A 15,561-nucleotide genomic window follows, 5' to 3' on the forward strand; every position below is an offset into this window, starting at 1 on the left:
TTTAACGTTAATTAAAAATGATTGCCCAGCCGCCATCGCCAATACCACGATATTGGTGCGGTACTGGTGATTTTCGACTCTAGATAGCGGCGGGCGTGTTCTTTAATCATTACAGCAGCGCTGGCGCCCGTTATATTTTGGTAGCTGGCTTGAGCATTTCTAAGTAAATGGCTGATACTGCTAAATGTAGATTCTAGATTGCCGTTGTCTACCTTTTCAATTGCGTGCAACAATGTGTAAATGTATTGGCTGTAGCTGCTTAAATAAGAATAATCGACATTATCCAATTGCGAATAATCAACAGTTTTACCTTCCAAAACGTCAAACAATAATATCCAACACAGAATATCCTCGTAGAAGTCATCTCGCTCCAATTGTGCCGACTCGCGAATAATGGCTTTGCCGGTTTGCCATTGGTTGGTGTGTAATTCTGATAATCCGTAAATATAAAGTGTTCGCGCGCTTATTTCTGAAAACTTCTTATAACCCCTCATCCATTGTTTGCACGAATACCATTGATCCATTCGCGCATACAGCTCACCGAGAAGGCTCCAATTTGTAGCGTCGTCGGCAAAAGCTTGATTAAATTGAGTTAGGATTTTTTCGGGCACTGAAGACAAGTTTGATATTTTGTATCTAAGATAGCCTTCCAGCACTCTGTGATCAAAGTCCGACAGTATTGGTCTTTTAGGGAGATTTTTCTCGAAAGCCGAAAGCCCTTTAGACTTTATTGTACCATCGGCCCAGAGTACACCCGCATCGGCGGCAATATCCAAGTTGTTATGAACTCGATTCTCTATGACCGTAATCGCTGCATCTTGAAGTTTTAAGGAGTTAAGATCATTCCATGTGTTACTCAGATAATAATAACTGCAACGTGTATTACCGAGTAATTTGTCCCAGCAGCTTAATGCATCAAATTCAGTTGGTTCATAGGTTGCCAATCTGATAGTGGCCCATAAAAAGCAGGGTTGTTCTGTCATATTCACAGCGTTGGCAAGCATATCTCTCAGTACCGCTATCCAATGCTTTTTATTAGATTCTAATTCTTCTTTTGGCTGCGTGTTGTTCTCAGATGTTAGAGCGTTTAATTGATCAAAACAGAACGAACTGTAGTTTTCAAAAATATAGCCGCTGGTGCGATTTAGCTCCAACGCATGTTGGTAATATTTTTCAACGGTTTGTGCTTGCGCCGAAGTTCGATTTAATAAAACCCCAATGTAGGCGATGTTCTCGGCTTCTGTTCTGATCAAATCAGAATATTTATCGGCACAAAAGACGGCCTTTTGAGTATTTTTTTCGTTACTGTAGAACGTAAGTAATACTTCCCAAGCGCGTCTGTGGCTGGGATTTTTTGATAATAGATCTTCTAAAATCGCAAAAGCTAAATCGGGTTGTTTGGTTTGGTAGTTTAATTGTGCGCGTATTATTTGAATGTCGGCCAGCTGGTTTTCTCGCCAATATTCTTGTTCTATAAATTGCTGTGCTTGTTCTATGTAATCTTTATTAATTAATTCTTCGCAATAGCGTATGGCGACGTCTGCGTTGTGAGGATAGCGTTGAAGAAAATCACGTAATATATCCAGCTTAGCGTCGATATTTTTTTCAATATTCGCTTGTGATAACGCCAATTGTGTGGAGCCGGGCCGACTTTTTCTGACCTCGGTGAGTTTGTTTTGAATTTTCACCAATTCGGCATTATTTTCGGCAAGCAAGGCCAGTTTTTGCCAGGCCCACGCGTATTCTGGTTCTATTTCAAGTGCTTGATGCAGTTTTTCGCAGGCAATTTGCTTTTGTTGATTTTGCAAATAAATATCAGCAAGGTATGCATAACTGGGGTAATCGTGCGGTTGGCGTTTTAAGTGATTTTCTAACAGATCAATGGCCTTACTGATACGATCTGTGGCCAGCAAAACATCGGATAATAAATTAATAGCAGATGCATACAATGGATTGACAATGAGAGCTTGGTTTAAATAGGCTTCAGCTTCTGTGAGATTGTTAATTTCAACACAGGATTCTGCGGCTAAATAAAACACGGTGCTGTTTAGTGGAAAGCGTTCAGTTGCCGAATTTAAGAGCTCAAGCGCTAATGATTGTTCTCCGGTTTTTACGCGAAAGCGTGCATTCGCAATCCAAACTTGCCACAGATCTGGTCTTTCGTTTAGGGCTTGTTTTAAAAATAACGCAATTTCTTTGTAATCTAGGTAATTTAAGGCTAATTCTAAATAACGAAGTACACCGTAACCTTCTGTAGTTTGCGTCATCAATTGAGTCAAAATAAACGTGAAGGATTCTTTTTCTTCCGTTTGAGTTCGGCACGTAGCTAAGAGTAAATCAAAGGCCTCGGTTTCGTCTGCGGACAGCTCAATGGCTTTTTTAAGGGCATGTTGCGCTTGTTCGTAAGCGAGTTGTTGTAAATACGCTCTGCCCAGTTGCACATAGTTATAGGCCCTTTGCGGTGCAACCTTAACGGCTTCTTGGGCGTATAATAGCGCTTGGTTTAAATCGTTATTGTCAACATAAAGCTGCGATAATTCGATATACGCCCAAGGGTCTTCTGGGTGTTTTTGAGTAATGGTGCTGAGTATTTCGCGTCTCTGTTCATGGTCCATTTTATCGGTTATTTGATAACCGGTAGCCAAGACTCCTAGATTGTCGGGGAATGACTTTAGCAGTTCATTCACGAATATTTTTACATCCGCGCTTTTACCTTGGTTTTTTAGCAATGTTATTTTATTGAGATAGGCTTTGCGATTTAATGGCTCGTAAACGAGAAGTTCATCGATGGCTTTTAAGGCGCCGTCATAGTCGTGAATAAATGTGTAGTAGGCCCCAAGGGTTTGCAAATATTCTAAACGGTTTGCAACAGGTTCGGCTTTTTTAAGAAGTTCAAGGCATTCTTTGTGCTGACCAACTTGCAGGTGCTTTTCTGCCGCTTGAATTAGTAAATACCCATCACCGGGTCGCGCTACAACGGCTTTGTTCAGTATTTCCAAACCATCTTGTTCGCGGTTTATGGCCGCGAGTGCAGAATATAAAGACAAGGCCGGGCCGGACGATTTATGCTGAAATTGATCGAATCTGGACTGCAAAAAATCCAATGCGGTTTGAGTCTTTTTTAGTTTTTGCGCGGTCACAAAATAATTGTGAGCGTATTGTTCTTGCTTATCTTCAAGGCAGGTCGCTAATCGAAAGGCTTCACAGGCGAGCTCTTTTTGGTCGCTCTCCCAAAATAAACTGGCGCAGGTGGTAAGTATATTCGCTTGAGCGCCGTAGTATTTTAATAATTTTTGCGCGGATTTTTCGGCGTCTTTTCGGTAGCGTGCGTCGCGGCGGAAATATTCCAAATACTGATTTAATATCAAATAATGACAGTTTGCTTGTTGAGTGTAAGGCTCTAGGAATTTTAAAAGCTCCTGGGTGCCTTTTAAATAAGCGATATTTCCTGCTTTTGCTAAAATTAAATTAACATCGTTTGGATATCGCTCAAGCAATTGATCGTTGATGATGCTTAACTTTTTATCGTCAAAATCGTAACTCGCTAAAGCTCTTTTGGCAAATAAAGTGAGTCGATGCTCGGCATCAATGGTCAGCATTTTTCGATAGGCTTGGTAGGCATTCGCGCGTTGGTGATTATCTAACGCCAATTTTAATTCAAAATAATGGTCGTATAACTCCGAAGCTGGCAGCGTTATATTTTCGATTCGCGAATATAGTTCCGGTGGAATCATTACCATGCAGCGCGGCCCGCTTGATGCATAATAATCCTCAGTTATACCAATAAGCGTTTCTCGTAAACGTGGATAATTTGGGTCGCGAATAATATAGGTTTCGGTGGCTTCATCGTAACCAACCAATACTTGAAGGTGTCCCATTCCAGGTTCAACGGTGCAAAATAAAAAGGGTATTTGGGCATCAATCAGTTTTACTGCGGTTTCGCGATTTAATTCGAATTCTTTAACCAGCCAACCCTGATCTCTTGCCCAGCGGCGCTCGTCAATATCGGGTGTGCCTGCGTAGCAAATTTCATCAATGACATCTTGTTGTTTGACGTTTGCGCCAAAATAATTGGCAACTGTTGTTAAGCTTGCCGGGGCACAGGTTAAATAGTTCTGGCGCTCGTAAGGGGTTTCTAAAACGGTGCGGTTGCCCGCTTGACGCTGTTGCGTGTTTTGTGAATTCGCTTTAATTCTTTCAGAAATGGTTTGGGTAAATAAATGTACGGGGCTGAGATATTTAATAGCGTCTTCGTATTTTTGTTGAGCACATAATAAATCAGCCTCGATTTGATCGACGAAATTTTGCCAATATTGTGGCGGATTCAAAACAAATGTTTTTAATAGGGTTAAGGCGTGTTCCGCTTTTGAATATTTTTTTTGTTCGATGTACAAATAAATGAGTTGTGAAAACGTGGAGAACGATTGCATGCGCACCTGCATATCACTGGTTATTACCGCGTTTTCAAGCAAGCTAATGGCGGAATTACTGTCACCTAGTTGATGATAAATGTGCGCGGCGAACTGAATAGCAGGTCGATAGTTGGGTTCTACGGCGAGCAGGTTTTTGCAAATAGCGAGAGCTTCGCTGGGTAAATCGGCGTCGAGTTTAAGGTACGCACGACTCACCTTCGACCACCGACTGATGTCGAATTTTTCGGCGGTATCTAGCGCCTCTTCGGCGCCGGTGAAATCGCGATAGGTTGCCAATAGCTCGGCTTGGGTTATCCACAGGTCGCTGCGGATTTTATTGGGTAACTCGGCGTTGTGCAGGTGCTCTTTCACTTCTAAAAGTGCTTGCCAATGACTGCCTCTACGACGTAGATGGTGGTAATAGAAATCCGCCAGTACGTCGGGTTTATTCAAGCGTCGCCAACTACGCCAAAACAGGGCGGAGGCATCTCGGGTTAAACCTAGGTTCGATAACGCTTTAATGGCGAGTGCTAGGTTTTCTGGGTCATGACACTGGTTTATGTGGCCGTAGAGTTGGAGCAGGTTGGCCAGCAGTAATTGCATTGAACCCTGTTCAAATAGCCGCTTTTGGCTGATGTAGAAATCATGGTTATCGCCGTGATTACTGTGAGTCGCTCGTGTTGGGTCAGAAGGGTTCATAGTACATCTAATACTTAATGTTTGATCGTATTTGACTGAGTTAGCCAGTTAAGGTTATTTCAATATTAAAAGCTTAGGAAACTCTGATTAACCGAGAGCTTCCAGTGTTGCAAGGATGTCTCGCCAATTTCAAGAACGGTAAGTGATTGAAATTGTCAGGAAATCGGAAATCGCATTGTCAATTTCTGTCGTCTGATTAATTCATAGAGGAGTTAATCAGAAGTTTCTTTAGTCTGCTTTGTTATTAAAATCGTTTGGTTGCGTCTATTGTGCTTGCAGACCGTGTTTTCGTCTCATCTGCAACGTGTATCCATACTCATTAGTGACACTGTTTTAACAGCCGTGGTTATGCCCCGCATTTACCATACTCAATATGCGGTTTAAAACGCATAAAAAATTGTGAAACAACTCATTCAGAAGTTGTCACAAATCCGATGGTTGAGGGTTAATTCGTCGGGTTATATTCGAGTAGCATACACATGTTATGGCTCTAGGAGCTTTTAGTTTAAACGTGAGATTTTGAGAGTTTTATGAAGAGATTATTAAGTCGTCAGTTTATGCGTAAACCGTTGATATTATCCGGTATATTGGTGTCGGCCTTTTGTCAGCCAATTGCCCAAGCAAGTGCAGAAACCTTGTTACCAAGCCAAACTGTTCAGGAACTTATTGTTGCGCAGCATGAGAAATCCTTTGATTCGTTTAATAAGTTTTTAAAATCGGTTCAAAAATCAGAATTGGCCAAATCAAATCCTGAGCTAAAAAAAACACTCAGTTTATATCGTCGTGGCAAAGCGCTCTCCGAAGAGCAAAGTCATGAAATTCAGCGCCTTTTAGGCGTATACACACGTATTAAATACGGCAAGCAAGCGGTTGAAACATTGGCCGAATTGGTTGCTATTCCAACATTCCGTGACAGCCGGTACGAGCAGCACGACAACCCCAATTTTCATGAACTTGCTAAGCGCATTGAAGAGCTTGCTACCGACTTTGGTTTAGCGTTTAAGAACGTTGATAATCGTGTTTACGAGATTACCCTGCCGGGCACGAGCGAAGAGTTGGTGGGTATTCACGCTCACGGCGACGTGGTTCCGGTTAATCCAGATAACTGGGTTTTAGAAGATGGTACTAAGCTTGATCCGTTTAAATTAACCAAAATTGGCGATCGTATGTACGGCCGTGGCGCCGAAGACGATAAAAACGGCATCGTTGTAACTTTATACGCGATGAAAGTCATCCAAGAAGAAGGCATTAAGCTTAATAGAACCTTCCGGTTATTGGTTGATACCACAGAAGAAACTTCTTCTACCGCTATTCCTTATTATTTTGAAAGACACCCAACACCAGACTATAACTTGGCTCTAGATGGCGGTTATCCCGTTGTTATTGCTGAAAAAGGCTATGGCACCGTAATGGCGAGTTTTCCCGCGCGAACCGCTACCGGTAAAGGTATGGAAGTCATCAAGGTTACCGGTGGCTTAGCAACCAATCAAATTCCCCGTGAGTCTATTGCCACAATTCTTGCCGATGACTTGGTTGCCACTCGCGAAGTGTTAAATCAGCAGGCCCAGGTTTTCGTTAAAGAATACGGCAGTAATTTCTCGATTGATGTTGATATTGTCAACGATCAAATTCTGTTGAAAGTAAAAGGCGTTTCGGCGCATTCATCAGATCCTGGCTCTGGCGTAAACCCTGTTTCTCGAATGATGCTGTTGTTAAATCGACTTAACGGCCAGCTTCCTGTAAAGCAAAATCATATTATTGATGCTGCCGAATATGCGGCTTCAAACTGGGGATTAAATTATTTGGGCGGCAAATTAAATATTGGTTTTTCTGATGAATTTATGGGCCCACTTACCACATCGCTCACTTATGTTAGTGTTGATGATGCTGAAATGAAAATCGCCACTAATCTTCGTGTGCCGGTTGGTAAAAAGCCTGATTATTTAAAAGCAGAGATTCTTGAGAAGGTTGGTCAGTGGCAAGAAACGACCAAGACGCCAATGAATTTAGATATTTCTATCGCTGAACCCATGTACCGTAATCCGCAGGGTCGTTGGGTAAATGCATTGTTGGACGTTGCGACCGAAAACCTAAATTTACCGAGAGAGTTTTCTTCTTCTGCCGGTGCTACCTCTGTTCATTATTTACCAAACGGAGTGCAATTTGGTTTGGCTGAGCCCGGTACAAAATATACCGGTCACAACGCCAATGAATTTAAAACGGATTACCAATTTTTGTTGGATTTGCAGGTGGTAACAGAAATGATGATGCGAGTTGGTCAGCTTGAACAGCTAAACTAATCGTATCTTGCGCTGGTGAGTGAAATTGATTCGAAACCTCAATGGTGACGTCCATCAATGTCACTTGCCAGCGAAAATTGGTATTTTCAATTAAATAAAAAAGGCTTGATGACAATACCATTACTGCAATAACAACACCTTCGAAGTATCGCATGGCCCACCCCTAAATTTATTGTCCCTAAAATGCCGAATTTATAGTGATACTTTTATTGGCAGAGAGGTATTACTTACCTCTCTCCATGTCGGCAAACTGTTTGTCTAGGTCGTATCGCGATGAAGTTACATAGCGCTCGATCTTTTCGATTCTTTTTAACGCCATATCCATTTTCTCTCTTGCAACCCTCAATCTTTGTGGCGCTGGTTTCGAGTGTTTAAAAATAGTTTTTTCTCGAAAATGTCCGCGTTCTTCATCGTATTCGGTTTCCGGCGTCCACTGCTCGGGACGCTTTGACAAGACAATGGCGCCGGTGATGTATGCCCAAAATGTCAGTGGGCCAAGAATAAAAAACGAACCTAAAACCAATACTCGCATTACCCAGTGATCCATATTTAAATGGTCGGCAATGCCGGCACACACCCCAAATATTTTTCCGTCGCGTTTGTTGCGATATAGATTGCGGTTATAGCCGTGTGCTTTCTTTTCTTTCCAACATTGGAATTTATTATCAGAACACCTGCTCATGAGTGGTATCTCTCCTTGTCCGATTTTGACCGCCAGCTACCATGACGATCATCTAATATTTCTTCTAACGTTTTAATTCTGTCTGACATCTTGTCGAGTTTGACTAAAAGTTCTTCGAGTTGTAGTCGTTCGTGTTCGGAAAGCCCGGTTTCCTCTTTTCGCTTACTCTTGTAATGAAAAATTATCCAAAGTGGTGCCACAAAAATCATAAATAAGATTGTTGGCACGAATAAAAATGACGTGAATGACATGGGTACCGGGCTCCCTAATTAAATGTTGTTATTGTTAACTTCTTTTTTAAGACGATTAATTTCTTCCGTTAACTTGTCGTCATTCTCTAAATTAGCAAATTGCTGATGTAAATTACCTGATTTATCTTTACCTAAATCCATGGCTTCTAATTCACTTTCGTATTTATCGAGTTTTTTCTCAAAACGTTCGAATTTAGAAAATGCATCTTCAATATCGGAGCGTTCGTTTTGGCGTTTGGTTTTGTAACGAGCGCTGGTGGCTTCTTGGCGCATTTTTAAGGTTTTTTCTTTAGCTTTCGCATCATCAAGTTTTGACTGTAATTGTGAAATCTCAACATCCAGTTTGGTGAGATGCTCTTCCAAATTTTGCAAATCTTTTTCAATTAGCGCAATTTCATCTTTGATGATTTGTTTCTCAGACAACGCTGCTCGCGCTAAGTCTTCTCGATCTTTACTTAGTGCAAGTTTAGCGCGACGTTCCCACTCTTCAGAGTCGTCGTTCATGTTATCTAAGCGACGTTGAGCCGCTTTCTTGTCGGCAATAATGCGCGCACTTGAGCTTCTGACCTCAATTAAGGTTTCTTCCATCTCTGAGATCATCAAGCGGATCATTTTTTCTGGATCTTCCGCGCGATCGAGCATGCTGTTGATGTTGGCTTGTACTATGTCACTGAAGCGTGAAAAGATGCCCATGTGTTCTATCTCCTGAAAATTATGAGTAATTTCTGTCTTTCCTATTTTTGTATTCGATATATAGCTGACTTTGTGCCAATTTTGTTAACTAATTGATTTAAAAGGATTTGTTGGTTTTTTTTCAATTTGCTTTGATTTTCTCTCTAATTATTTGGTTAAATAAACCCATTTCAAAGCCAATATTTGGTGTTATTAGCCATGCAAGAAGATCGAAAACAACAATCCATTGGTCAAAGTCGTTATTATCTGGATGCCCTAGACCAAGCCTCTCGTTTGGCTACTCTTGATCGGCCTGTGTTGATACTGGGTGAGCGCGGATCTGGTAAAGAACTAATGGCTCACAGAACGCACTTCTTATCGCCTCGCTGGGAAGAACCCTTCATCAAAGTCAACTGTGCTGCGCTATCTGAAACACTGGTCGAATCCACCTTGTTTGGCCATGAAGCGGGATCATTTACCGGAGCGATTCGTTCGCAACCCGGATACTTCGAGCGAGTTGGTGAGGGCACGTTATTTTTAGACGAAATCGCAACGCTATCTTTGCGAATACAAGAAAAGCTTTTGCGAGTCTTAGAATACGGAGAGTTCGAGCGATTGGGTGGCCAAAAAACCTTGGTAACCCGAGGTAGAATCATTGGTGCTACTCACGGTAATTTACACTCCATGGCAGAAAAGGGCGAGTTTCGAAACGACCTGCTGGATCGTATCGCTTTTGATGTAATTCATACGCCGCCACTGCGAGTGCGTGAGGACGATATTTTACTGTTGGCAGACCACTTTGCCGTAAGCTTTGTTCGTCAGCTGGACTGGGATTTTTTCCCGGGTTTTAGCGAAGTCGTGCAACAGCAATTATTACAGTATTCATGGCCCGGAAATATTCGCGAACTTAAAAATGTTGTTGAGCGGTCTTTATTTCGCTGTAAAAATCCTGAAGAACCAATATCTGAAATTAATCTTGATCCATTCCAATCGCCTTGGAAAAACACCAAAATCAATGCAGCAAATGATGTCGATTTAGTAAAAAGAAAAATTCAAGAATCTGAAAAGTCACAGAAAATAATTCAAGAAACAATACCTGAAAAAATTTCCGAAGAAAGCCTCAGAGATTTTAAAGGCAGAAGGGAAAATTGGGAAAAACAACAAATACTCGCAGCAATGGAATTGGCACAACATCACCAAGGCCGAGCCGCAAGTATTTTGGGATTAAGCTACGATCAATTTCGTGTGCTTTGGAGAAGGTTTAACTAGAGTATTGGGACGACTATCGGAATTAATTTTTCTATGACGAGGATGCTTCCATCTGGATTTTCTAATCCATATGTTAAATCTAATTCGCAAGATCTTGTTCGGGTTCTGAAATCCTCAAAATCCACGTCACCAACTACAGAATTGAGGTATTCACATACTTCATTGCCACCACTGTTCGTATAGCAGTAGAGATCAAAATTACAACCAACTTCTTGCCTAAAACTCTCGCCTGTGAATGCTAGGCATTCGTCATCTTGCTTGAAGATAACGTCCCCCAAACTAGAAGTTTCTATTTGCCATACTTGATTTGAATTTTGTGTACAACTATTGAAATTAACTGTCCATCGGTAAGATGTTCGTTTGCGGATTAATGTTCTAGTGTCTGTACAAAATGATGTGCGCTCTGTTCTTTGTTCTTGATCTAAATGAGTTAAACATTGATCGAAAGAGTTTTTTAATCTTCCCTGCTCATATCTGAAGTGTTGGGTTAGATCTCCTGCGTCACAGGTTTTATAAATAAATCTATTTTCATCTGAGTTGACTGCGAGACAAGTGTTATCTACATCTATGCTGTGATAATTTTCATTCCTGTTGGATTGATCCAGATTTTGAGTAAAGTTTTCTGGGTTTATTTTCATCATAAATTCATTGGGTATTCGAACATTATTAGCAAGTGCGAGATTAGTTATCACCAGTGACGATAATATGATGATTTGAGAGAGTGTTTTCATTTTTCTATCCTGAGTTCGAGGGTAATAACGTCCGCAATACTAGCGCTAGAGATAAGTTCTACAATCGCATTTAAGTTGTTTGTAGACACACTCAAGACTGAGATCTAAAGTCTTTTAAATGTTTTGGCGGGAAGTTGCTTTAAGACAGGAAATTTGGGGCGGCAAGCGCCTCGACATTATTTGAGGCGCTTTAGAGAGGGATTTATTTTAGGTTAAATCTGAAAGTTCTTTAAAAGTGCGATAGTTTAGTGTTTATCGTCTTTGTTTTTTCTGGCAGAGATATAGTCGGTGATGGCGAACAGTACGCCTGAGACCACAAAGGTCATATGAATGGCAATTTTCCACGCAATTTCCTGATTAGTCGCAGATCCATCTACAAAGGCCTTTAGCAGTTCGATGGCAGAAATGGCCACAATGGCGCCAATGAGTTTCAGTTTTAGTTCTGAAAATCCGACTTTGCCCATCCAAGAAGGGCGATCTTCGTGATCGTAAAAATCAATTTTAGATACGAAGCTTTCGTAGCCGCTTAATATTATGATGAACAGTAGGCTTGCAATGAGTGTGGTATCAACCAAGGTTAGAATTGAAATAATAACATCGGCCGAGGTTAGACTTAGAAGTTGCGATGCAAGGACGTACAGCTCCTTCATAAATTTAACGAGCAAAGCAATGGTAGCGAGAATGAGACCGAGAAAAAATGGCGCCAATAACCAGCGGCTTCTAAATATGATGGCTTCAATAAACAGTTCAACAGCTTTCATTACTTAATTCCTAGTGCTTAGTTTTTAGCAACACAAAGATGTGCTGCTAATTTCAAAAACGGTGCGTGATTGAAATTCTGAATAAGTTGAAAATCGTCTTTTCAACTTTTCCTCTGATTAAATCATGGATGAGTTAGTCAGAGCTTCCAATGGTGTCATTTGTTAAGCACAAATGATTCCCATATCTTAGCTTTGTGCTGGTGATAAAGACTAATAAATCTTTATTCTATTCTCATGACTGTTTTGTTGGTGTTTGAACAAAATCGAGGTGAAGACGGCAGCTGTATTTTTGCAACTGCCGTTTGTTTTATTGGTAGATTTTTAAGATGGGATTTCGTTGCTTTTGGAGCAGGCGGCGGTAAAAACAACATCGGTTGAGCTGTTGAGCGCTGTTTCGGCGGAGTCTTGAATAACGCTGATGACAAAGCCAATGGCAATGACTTGGCTCGCTACATCGCCACTGATACCGAAAAGATTACACGCTAAGGGAATTAACAATAGAGATCCACCTGCCACACCACTGGCGCCACAGGCTGATACCGCGGCGATTACACTCAGTAAAAGTGCTGAAATAAAGCTTACTTCAATGCCTAGAGTATTAACGGCGGCTAACGTCATTACGGTGATGGTGATTGCGGCACCGGCCATATTGACGTTAGCACCGAGCGGAATTGATACGGAATACAGTTCTTCGTCGAGTTTTAATCGGCGACACAATTCTAGGTTAACTGGAATATTGGCCGCAGAACTGCGGGTAAAAAACGCGGTAATTCCGCTTTCTTTTAAGCAGGTAAAAATCAATGGATAGGGATTGCGTTTCAGTTTTACAAAGACGATAAGTGGATTCACGATGAGCGCGACTATTAACATCGCTGCCAATAAAACGAACAGCAGATGGATAAAGTTGGTCATGGCTCCCAAGCCCGTTTGCGCCACGGTTTTACACACAAGGCCGAAAACGCCCAAGGGCGCGAAGCGAATAACCCAGCGGGTTAAGGTTGCGATGGCTTGTGCGCAGTCGCTAATGACTCTTTTGGTACTGTCTGCTGCCCCTTGAAGGGCAAAGCCAAGTGCTACTGCCCAAGCAACTAGGGCGATGTAGTTCCCTGTCACCAAGGCGTTATTGGGGTTGTCGACAATGCGAAACAGAAGGTTTCTAAGTACCTGTTGAACGTCACTGGGTGGATTGATATCACCGGCGGAGTTGTTTAGAACCAGTTCTGAAGGAAAGAGAAGGCTGAGAACTACGGCGATAAAGGCCGCGCTTAGGGTACCTATAATGTAGAGCGTTAGTATTGGTCCGAATTTAAGGCTGCTGTCTTTTGAGCGCGTGGCAATCGCCGTTAGTAATAGGGTGAATACCAGAATGGGGGCGACGGCACGCAGAGCACCAACAAACAATTCGCCCAATAACCCAAGGGCAATGCCGACGCTCGGCGCCAGACTGCCTATTACTGCTCCGAGCACGATGCCCGTTGCAATTAAAGCAATTAAATATCTGCTGAAAAATTCGCCTTTAGATGTCGCTTGGTGTTCCATGTTGTTCCTCGGTGTTGCACTGGGAACAACTAGGTCCCACCGCTAAATTTCAAATCGATTTTTGCGCAGCCATATGCACAAGGCGATTATTATGACACTTAAAACCGTATCACGAACAAGTACTGCTGCACCGTAAAAATAATATCGATCCATAAATCCGACAGGGTCGGAGGAAATTTCACTAAAGGCTTCGGTTTCGAACACGGGTAGGTGTGATAAAAACCAATCCAGAAGATTGTTTGAATGCAAAAATATGCGTTCGATAATTGAGATGATAAACAGCGGAAAGATCAACCATAAGAAGGGCGATCTTTTCGATACCGCCGATACCAGCATGGCTATGGCTACCAAAGGAAAAAATTTTAGCGCTGTTAATGCCCACAAAACAAAGGGTGCAACAATAAAATCTACAAACACGTTTCTGTTGGGTTCAAGTTCTTCAATTAGGTTAAATCCTGAGCTCTCGATGAGGGTGTTATCAATAACTACGAGTACCACCATCAGTATCCAACCAATGGCCATAGAGACCATCGGAAACGAAACCATTCCAAAGGTAAACTTGGATAGAACCTGTTGGGTGTCGCTAACGGGTAGCGATTTCCAGAACAAAATGCTCGAATCTTTACGGTCGGAATATAAACAGCTTAGAAAGTAGAAGAATGCATTAAACCAACCCACGGCCATCAGCAGTTGTAGCACCGAGTCAATGCGAGCACCGCCGTTGGCTTCTACGTTAATTTCTACATTGAAGTCATCGTTTTCGTCGTCGGTATCTGACGTAGATGAGTTTTCATCGATGCTAAAATCGAGAATTTGCGGTTGCTGTGAGCTTTCAAACGGAATCGACGGTGTGGTTTCGATTTGAGCAAATTCACCTACTTGTGAAACTAAAATAATCAACAATGTGATGAGTACGGCGGGAATTGTGGGTAATAGAATTAACCACGCTTTCGATTCCCAATACTCACGTTTTAGTTGCGCAATAAAGCTGGAAGTGTTCATGACTGTACTCCCTTGGCTGAATCTTGGGCGCATTTAGCGATGAACAAATTTGACAGGCTTGGTGTGTTCATTCTGCCTAAATTTGTGAGTAATTGTGGATCTGTGTCTTCAAAGGTAAAGATGGTATTGCCAAGATTTGAGCGCTCACGAATGGGGTTAAGCGCTTTTGCTTGTTGATAATTATCGGAAGAAACCGTTAATTCAACGAATCGAGAGGCAATATCGTCCATCGCGACGTTTAACACCACCGAACCTTGGTTGATAAAAATAAGATCGGTAAGGATGGTTTCGATTTCTTCGACCTGGTGGGTAGTAATAATAATGGTGCGATCTTCTTCGAAAAAATCGTTTAATAATTGCTCGTAAAATTGCTGGCGATAAATAATATCCAAGCCAAGTGTTGGTTCATCCAATAACAGGAGTTTTGCTTCAATGGCAATAACCAAGGCTAAGTGCAATTGCGTCATCATGCCTTTAGATAAGGTTTTAACCTTTGCCGTTGGTCGAATATTGGTTTGAGATAAAAAGCGTTTGGCTTTTTCAATATTAAAATTCGGATGTACCTTGGCCATGTAATCGAGCAGCTGCTGAGTATTAATCCATTTCGGTAAAACAGCGGTATCGGCGATAAAGGCAACGTCTTTTAATAATTTAGATCGATCTGTATAGGGATTTAATCCCAAAACTTCGAGTTGACCTTTAAATTGAGAAAGACCCAGTAAACAGCGAATGGTTGAGGTTTTACCGGCACCGTTTGGGCCAATTAAGCCAACAATGCGTCCGGGTTCAATATCAAGCTGCGGGATGTCGACTACTTGTGTGCGACCGTAATGCTTCTCCAGATTACGAATTTTTACGACCGGACTTGTCATTGTATTTCCTTAATCAGTTCGATCAATTCTTGCGGGGTAATATTCAACTGCTGCATCTTTTTGGCGAATTCGGGCAGTTGTTCTTGAATAAATCTGCTGCGTTCAAGCTTTTGCAATTGTTCCTGGGCGCCTGTCATCACACACATGCCACGGCCGCGTTTCATCTCTAAGACGCCTTCATCAACCAGTTCTTGATAGGCTTTACTCACGGTTAAATGATTGACTTGCGATTCGGTGGCTACTTGGCGAACTGAAGGAACAAATTCCCCTTCTTTGATTTGTCCGCTCATTACTAAAGCCGCAACACGATCCCTAAGTTGTCTATAAATAGGCTGTTGATCGTTCCAGTTTTCCTGCATTAATCTGCTCCA

Annotated in this window: 12 protein-coding genes; 2 read left to right on the plus strand and 10 right to left on the minus strand. The window is 41.9% G+C overall.

The genetic code is table 11. The annotated features are described in order from the left end of the window. Positions 1 to 11 precede the first annotated feature (11 nt). Positions 12 to 5,111, minus strand: a complete 5,100-nt coding sequence (locus tag ACYQ28_RS00420) for a tetratricopeptide repeat protein (RefSeq protein WP_460047277.1) — start codon at positions 5,109 to 5,111, stop codon at positions 12 to 14. A gap of 530 nt (positions 5,112 to 5,641) precedes the next feature. Here ACYQ28_RS00420 and ACYQ28_RS00425 point away from each other — a divergent pair. Next, positions 5,642 to 7,411 carry a dipeptidase gene (locus tag ACYQ28_RS00425; protein WP_460047278.1) on the plus strand — a complete coding sequence of 590 codons (1,770 nt, stop codon included), beginning with the start codon at positions 5,642 to 5,644 and terminating at the stop codon, positions 7,409 to 7,411. A gap of 223 nt (positions 7,412 to 7,634) precedes the next feature. Here ACYQ28_RS00425 and ACYQ28_RS00430 read toward each other — a convergent pair whose 3' ends face one another. Genes ACYQ28_RS00430 through pspA form a run of 3 tightly spaced genes read right to left on the minus strand, consistent with a single transcriptional unit; the run spans position 7,635 to position 9,037 of the window. Then, positions 7,635 to 8,093, minus strand: a complete 459-nt coding sequence (locus ACYQ28_RS00430) for a PspC domain-containing protein (protein ID WP_460047279.1) — start codon at positions 8,091 to 8,093, stop codon at positions 7,635 to 7,637. After that, positions 8,090 to 8,344, minus strand: coding sequence for an envelope stress response membrane protein PspB (gene pspB, locus ACYQ28_RS00435; protein ID WP_460047280.1), 255 nt, complete (start codon positions 8,342 to 8,344; stop codon positions 8,090 to 8,092). The genes ACYQ28_RS00430 and pspB overlap by 4 nt, the downstream gene beginning before the upstream one ends. Before the next feature lie 18 nt (positions 8,345 to 8,362). After that, complete coding sequence (pspA, locus tag ACYQ28_RS00440) at positions 8,363 to 9,037, minus strand: phage shock protein PspA (RefSeq protein ID WP_460047281.1); 675 nt, start codon at positions 9,035 to 9,037, stop codon at positions 8,363 to 8,365. Positions 9,038 to 9,235: 198 nt separating this feature from the next. Here pspA and pspF point away from each other — a divergent pair, with 198 nt between their 5' ends. Further along, the gene (gene pspF, locus ACYQ28_RS00445) at positions 9,236 to 10,285 is read left to right on the plus strand and encodes a phage shock protein operon transcriptional activator (protein ID WP_460047282.1); all 1,050 of its coding nucleotides are present in this window, start codon (positions 9,236 to 9,238) and stop codon (positions 10,283 to 10,285) included. Here pspF and ACYQ28_RS00450 read toward each other — a convergent pair. From ACYQ28_RS00450 to ACYQ28_RS00475, 6 genes are all read right to left on the minus strand, one after another. Beyond that, entirely contained in the window at positions 10,282 to 11,016 is a 735-nt protein-coding gene (locus tag ACYQ28_RS00450; RefSeq protein ID WP_460047283.1) for a hypothetical protein, read from the minus strand. The two genes, pspF and ACYQ28_RS00450, sit on opposite strands and share 4 nt — an antisense overlap. A gap of 245 nt (positions 11,017 to 11,261) precedes the next feature. Further along, positions 11,262 to 11,777 (minus strand): TIGR00645 family protein, encoded by a 516-nt coding sequence (locus ACYQ28_RS00455; RefSeq protein WP_460047284.1) that lies wholly within the window; start codon positions 11,775 to 11,777, stop codon positions 11,262 to 11,264. A gap of 321 nt (positions 11,778 to 12,098) precedes the next feature. After that, a complete protein-coding gene (gene sstT / locus ACYQ28_RS00460) occupies positions 12,099 to 13,316 on the minus strand; it encodes a serine/threonine transporter SstT (RefSeq protein WP_460047285.1) in 1,218 nt (405 codons plus the stop codon). A gap of 42 nt (positions 13,317 to 13,358) precedes the next feature. Further along, complete coding sequence (locus ACYQ28_RS00465) at positions 13,359 to 14,318, minus strand: ABC-2 transporter permease (protein ID WP_460047286.1); 960 nt, start codon at positions 14,316 to 14,318, stop codon at positions 13,359 to 13,361. Continuing rightward, a complete protein-coding gene (locus ACYQ28_RS00470) occupies positions 14,315 to 15,190 on the minus strand; it encodes an ABC transporter ATP-binding protein (RefSeq protein ID WP_460047287.1) in 876 nt (291 codons plus the stop codon). The genes ACYQ28_RS00465 and ACYQ28_RS00470 overlap by 4 nt, the downstream gene beginning before the upstream one ends. Next, positions 15,187 to 15,549 carry a GntR family transcriptional regulator gene (locus tag ACYQ28_RS00475; protein ID WP_460047288.1) on the minus strand — a complete coding sequence of 121 codons (363 nt, stop codon included), beginning with the start codon at positions 15,547 to 15,549 and terminating at the stop codon, positions 15,187 to 15,189. Before ACYQ28_RS00475 ends, ACYQ28_RS00470 begins: the two co-directional genes overlap by 4 nt. Positions 15,550 to 15,561 lie beyond the last annotated feature (12 nt).

It is taken from the genome of Sessilibacter sp. MAH1 (genome assembly GCF_054658315.1).

Excerpts from the sequence above, each read along its gene's own strand:
- ACYQ28_RS00420 (WP_460047277.1), bottom strand. The coding sequence starts at position 5,111 with ATGAACCCTTCTGACCCAACACGAGCGACTCACAGTAATCACGGCGAT.
- ACYQ28_RS00425 (WP_460047278.1), top strand. The coding sequence starts at position 5,642 with ATGAAGAGATTATTAAGTCGTCAGTTTATGCGTAAACCGTTGATATTA.
- ACYQ28_RS00430 (WP_460047279.1), bottom strand. The coding sequence starts at position 8,093 with ATGAGCAGGTGTTCTGATAATAAATTCCAATGTTGGAAAGAAAAGAAA.
- pspB (WP_460047280.1), bottom strand. The coding sequence starts at position 8,344 with ATGTCATTCACGTCATTTTTATTCGTGCCAACAATCTTATTTATGATT.
- pspA (WP_460047281.1), bottom strand. The coding sequence starts at position 9,037 with ATGGGCATCTTTTCACGCTTCAGTGACATAGTACAAGCCAACATCAAC.
- pspF (WP_460047282.1), top strand. The coding sequence starts at position 9,236 with ATGCAAGAAGATCGAAAACAACAATCCATTGGTCAAAGTCGTTATTAT.
- ACYQ28_RS00450 (WP_460047283.1), bottom strand. The coding sequence starts at position 11,016 with ATGAAAACACTCTCTCAAATCATCATATTATCGTCACTGGTGATAACT.
- ACYQ28_RS00455 (WP_460047284.1), bottom strand. The coding sequence starts at position 11,777 with ATGAAAGCTGTTGAACTGTTTATTGAAGCCATCATATTTAGAAGCCGC.
- sstT (WP_460047285.1), bottom strand. The coding sequence starts at position 13,316 with ATGGAACACCAAGCGACATCTAAAGGCGAATTTTTCAGCAGATATTTA.
- ACYQ28_RS00465 (WP_460047286.1), bottom strand. The coding sequence starts at position 14,318 with ATGAACACTTCCAGCTTTATTGCGCAACTAAAACGTGAGTATTGGGAA.
- ACYQ28_RS00470 (WP_460047287.1), bottom strand. The coding sequence starts at position 15,190 with ATGACAAGTCCGGTCGTAAAAATTCGTAATCTGGAGAAGCATTACGGT.
- ACYQ28_RS00475 (WP_460047288.1), bottom strand. The coding sequence starts at position 15,549 with ATGCAGGAAAACTGGAACGATCAACAGCCTATTTATAGACAACTTAGG.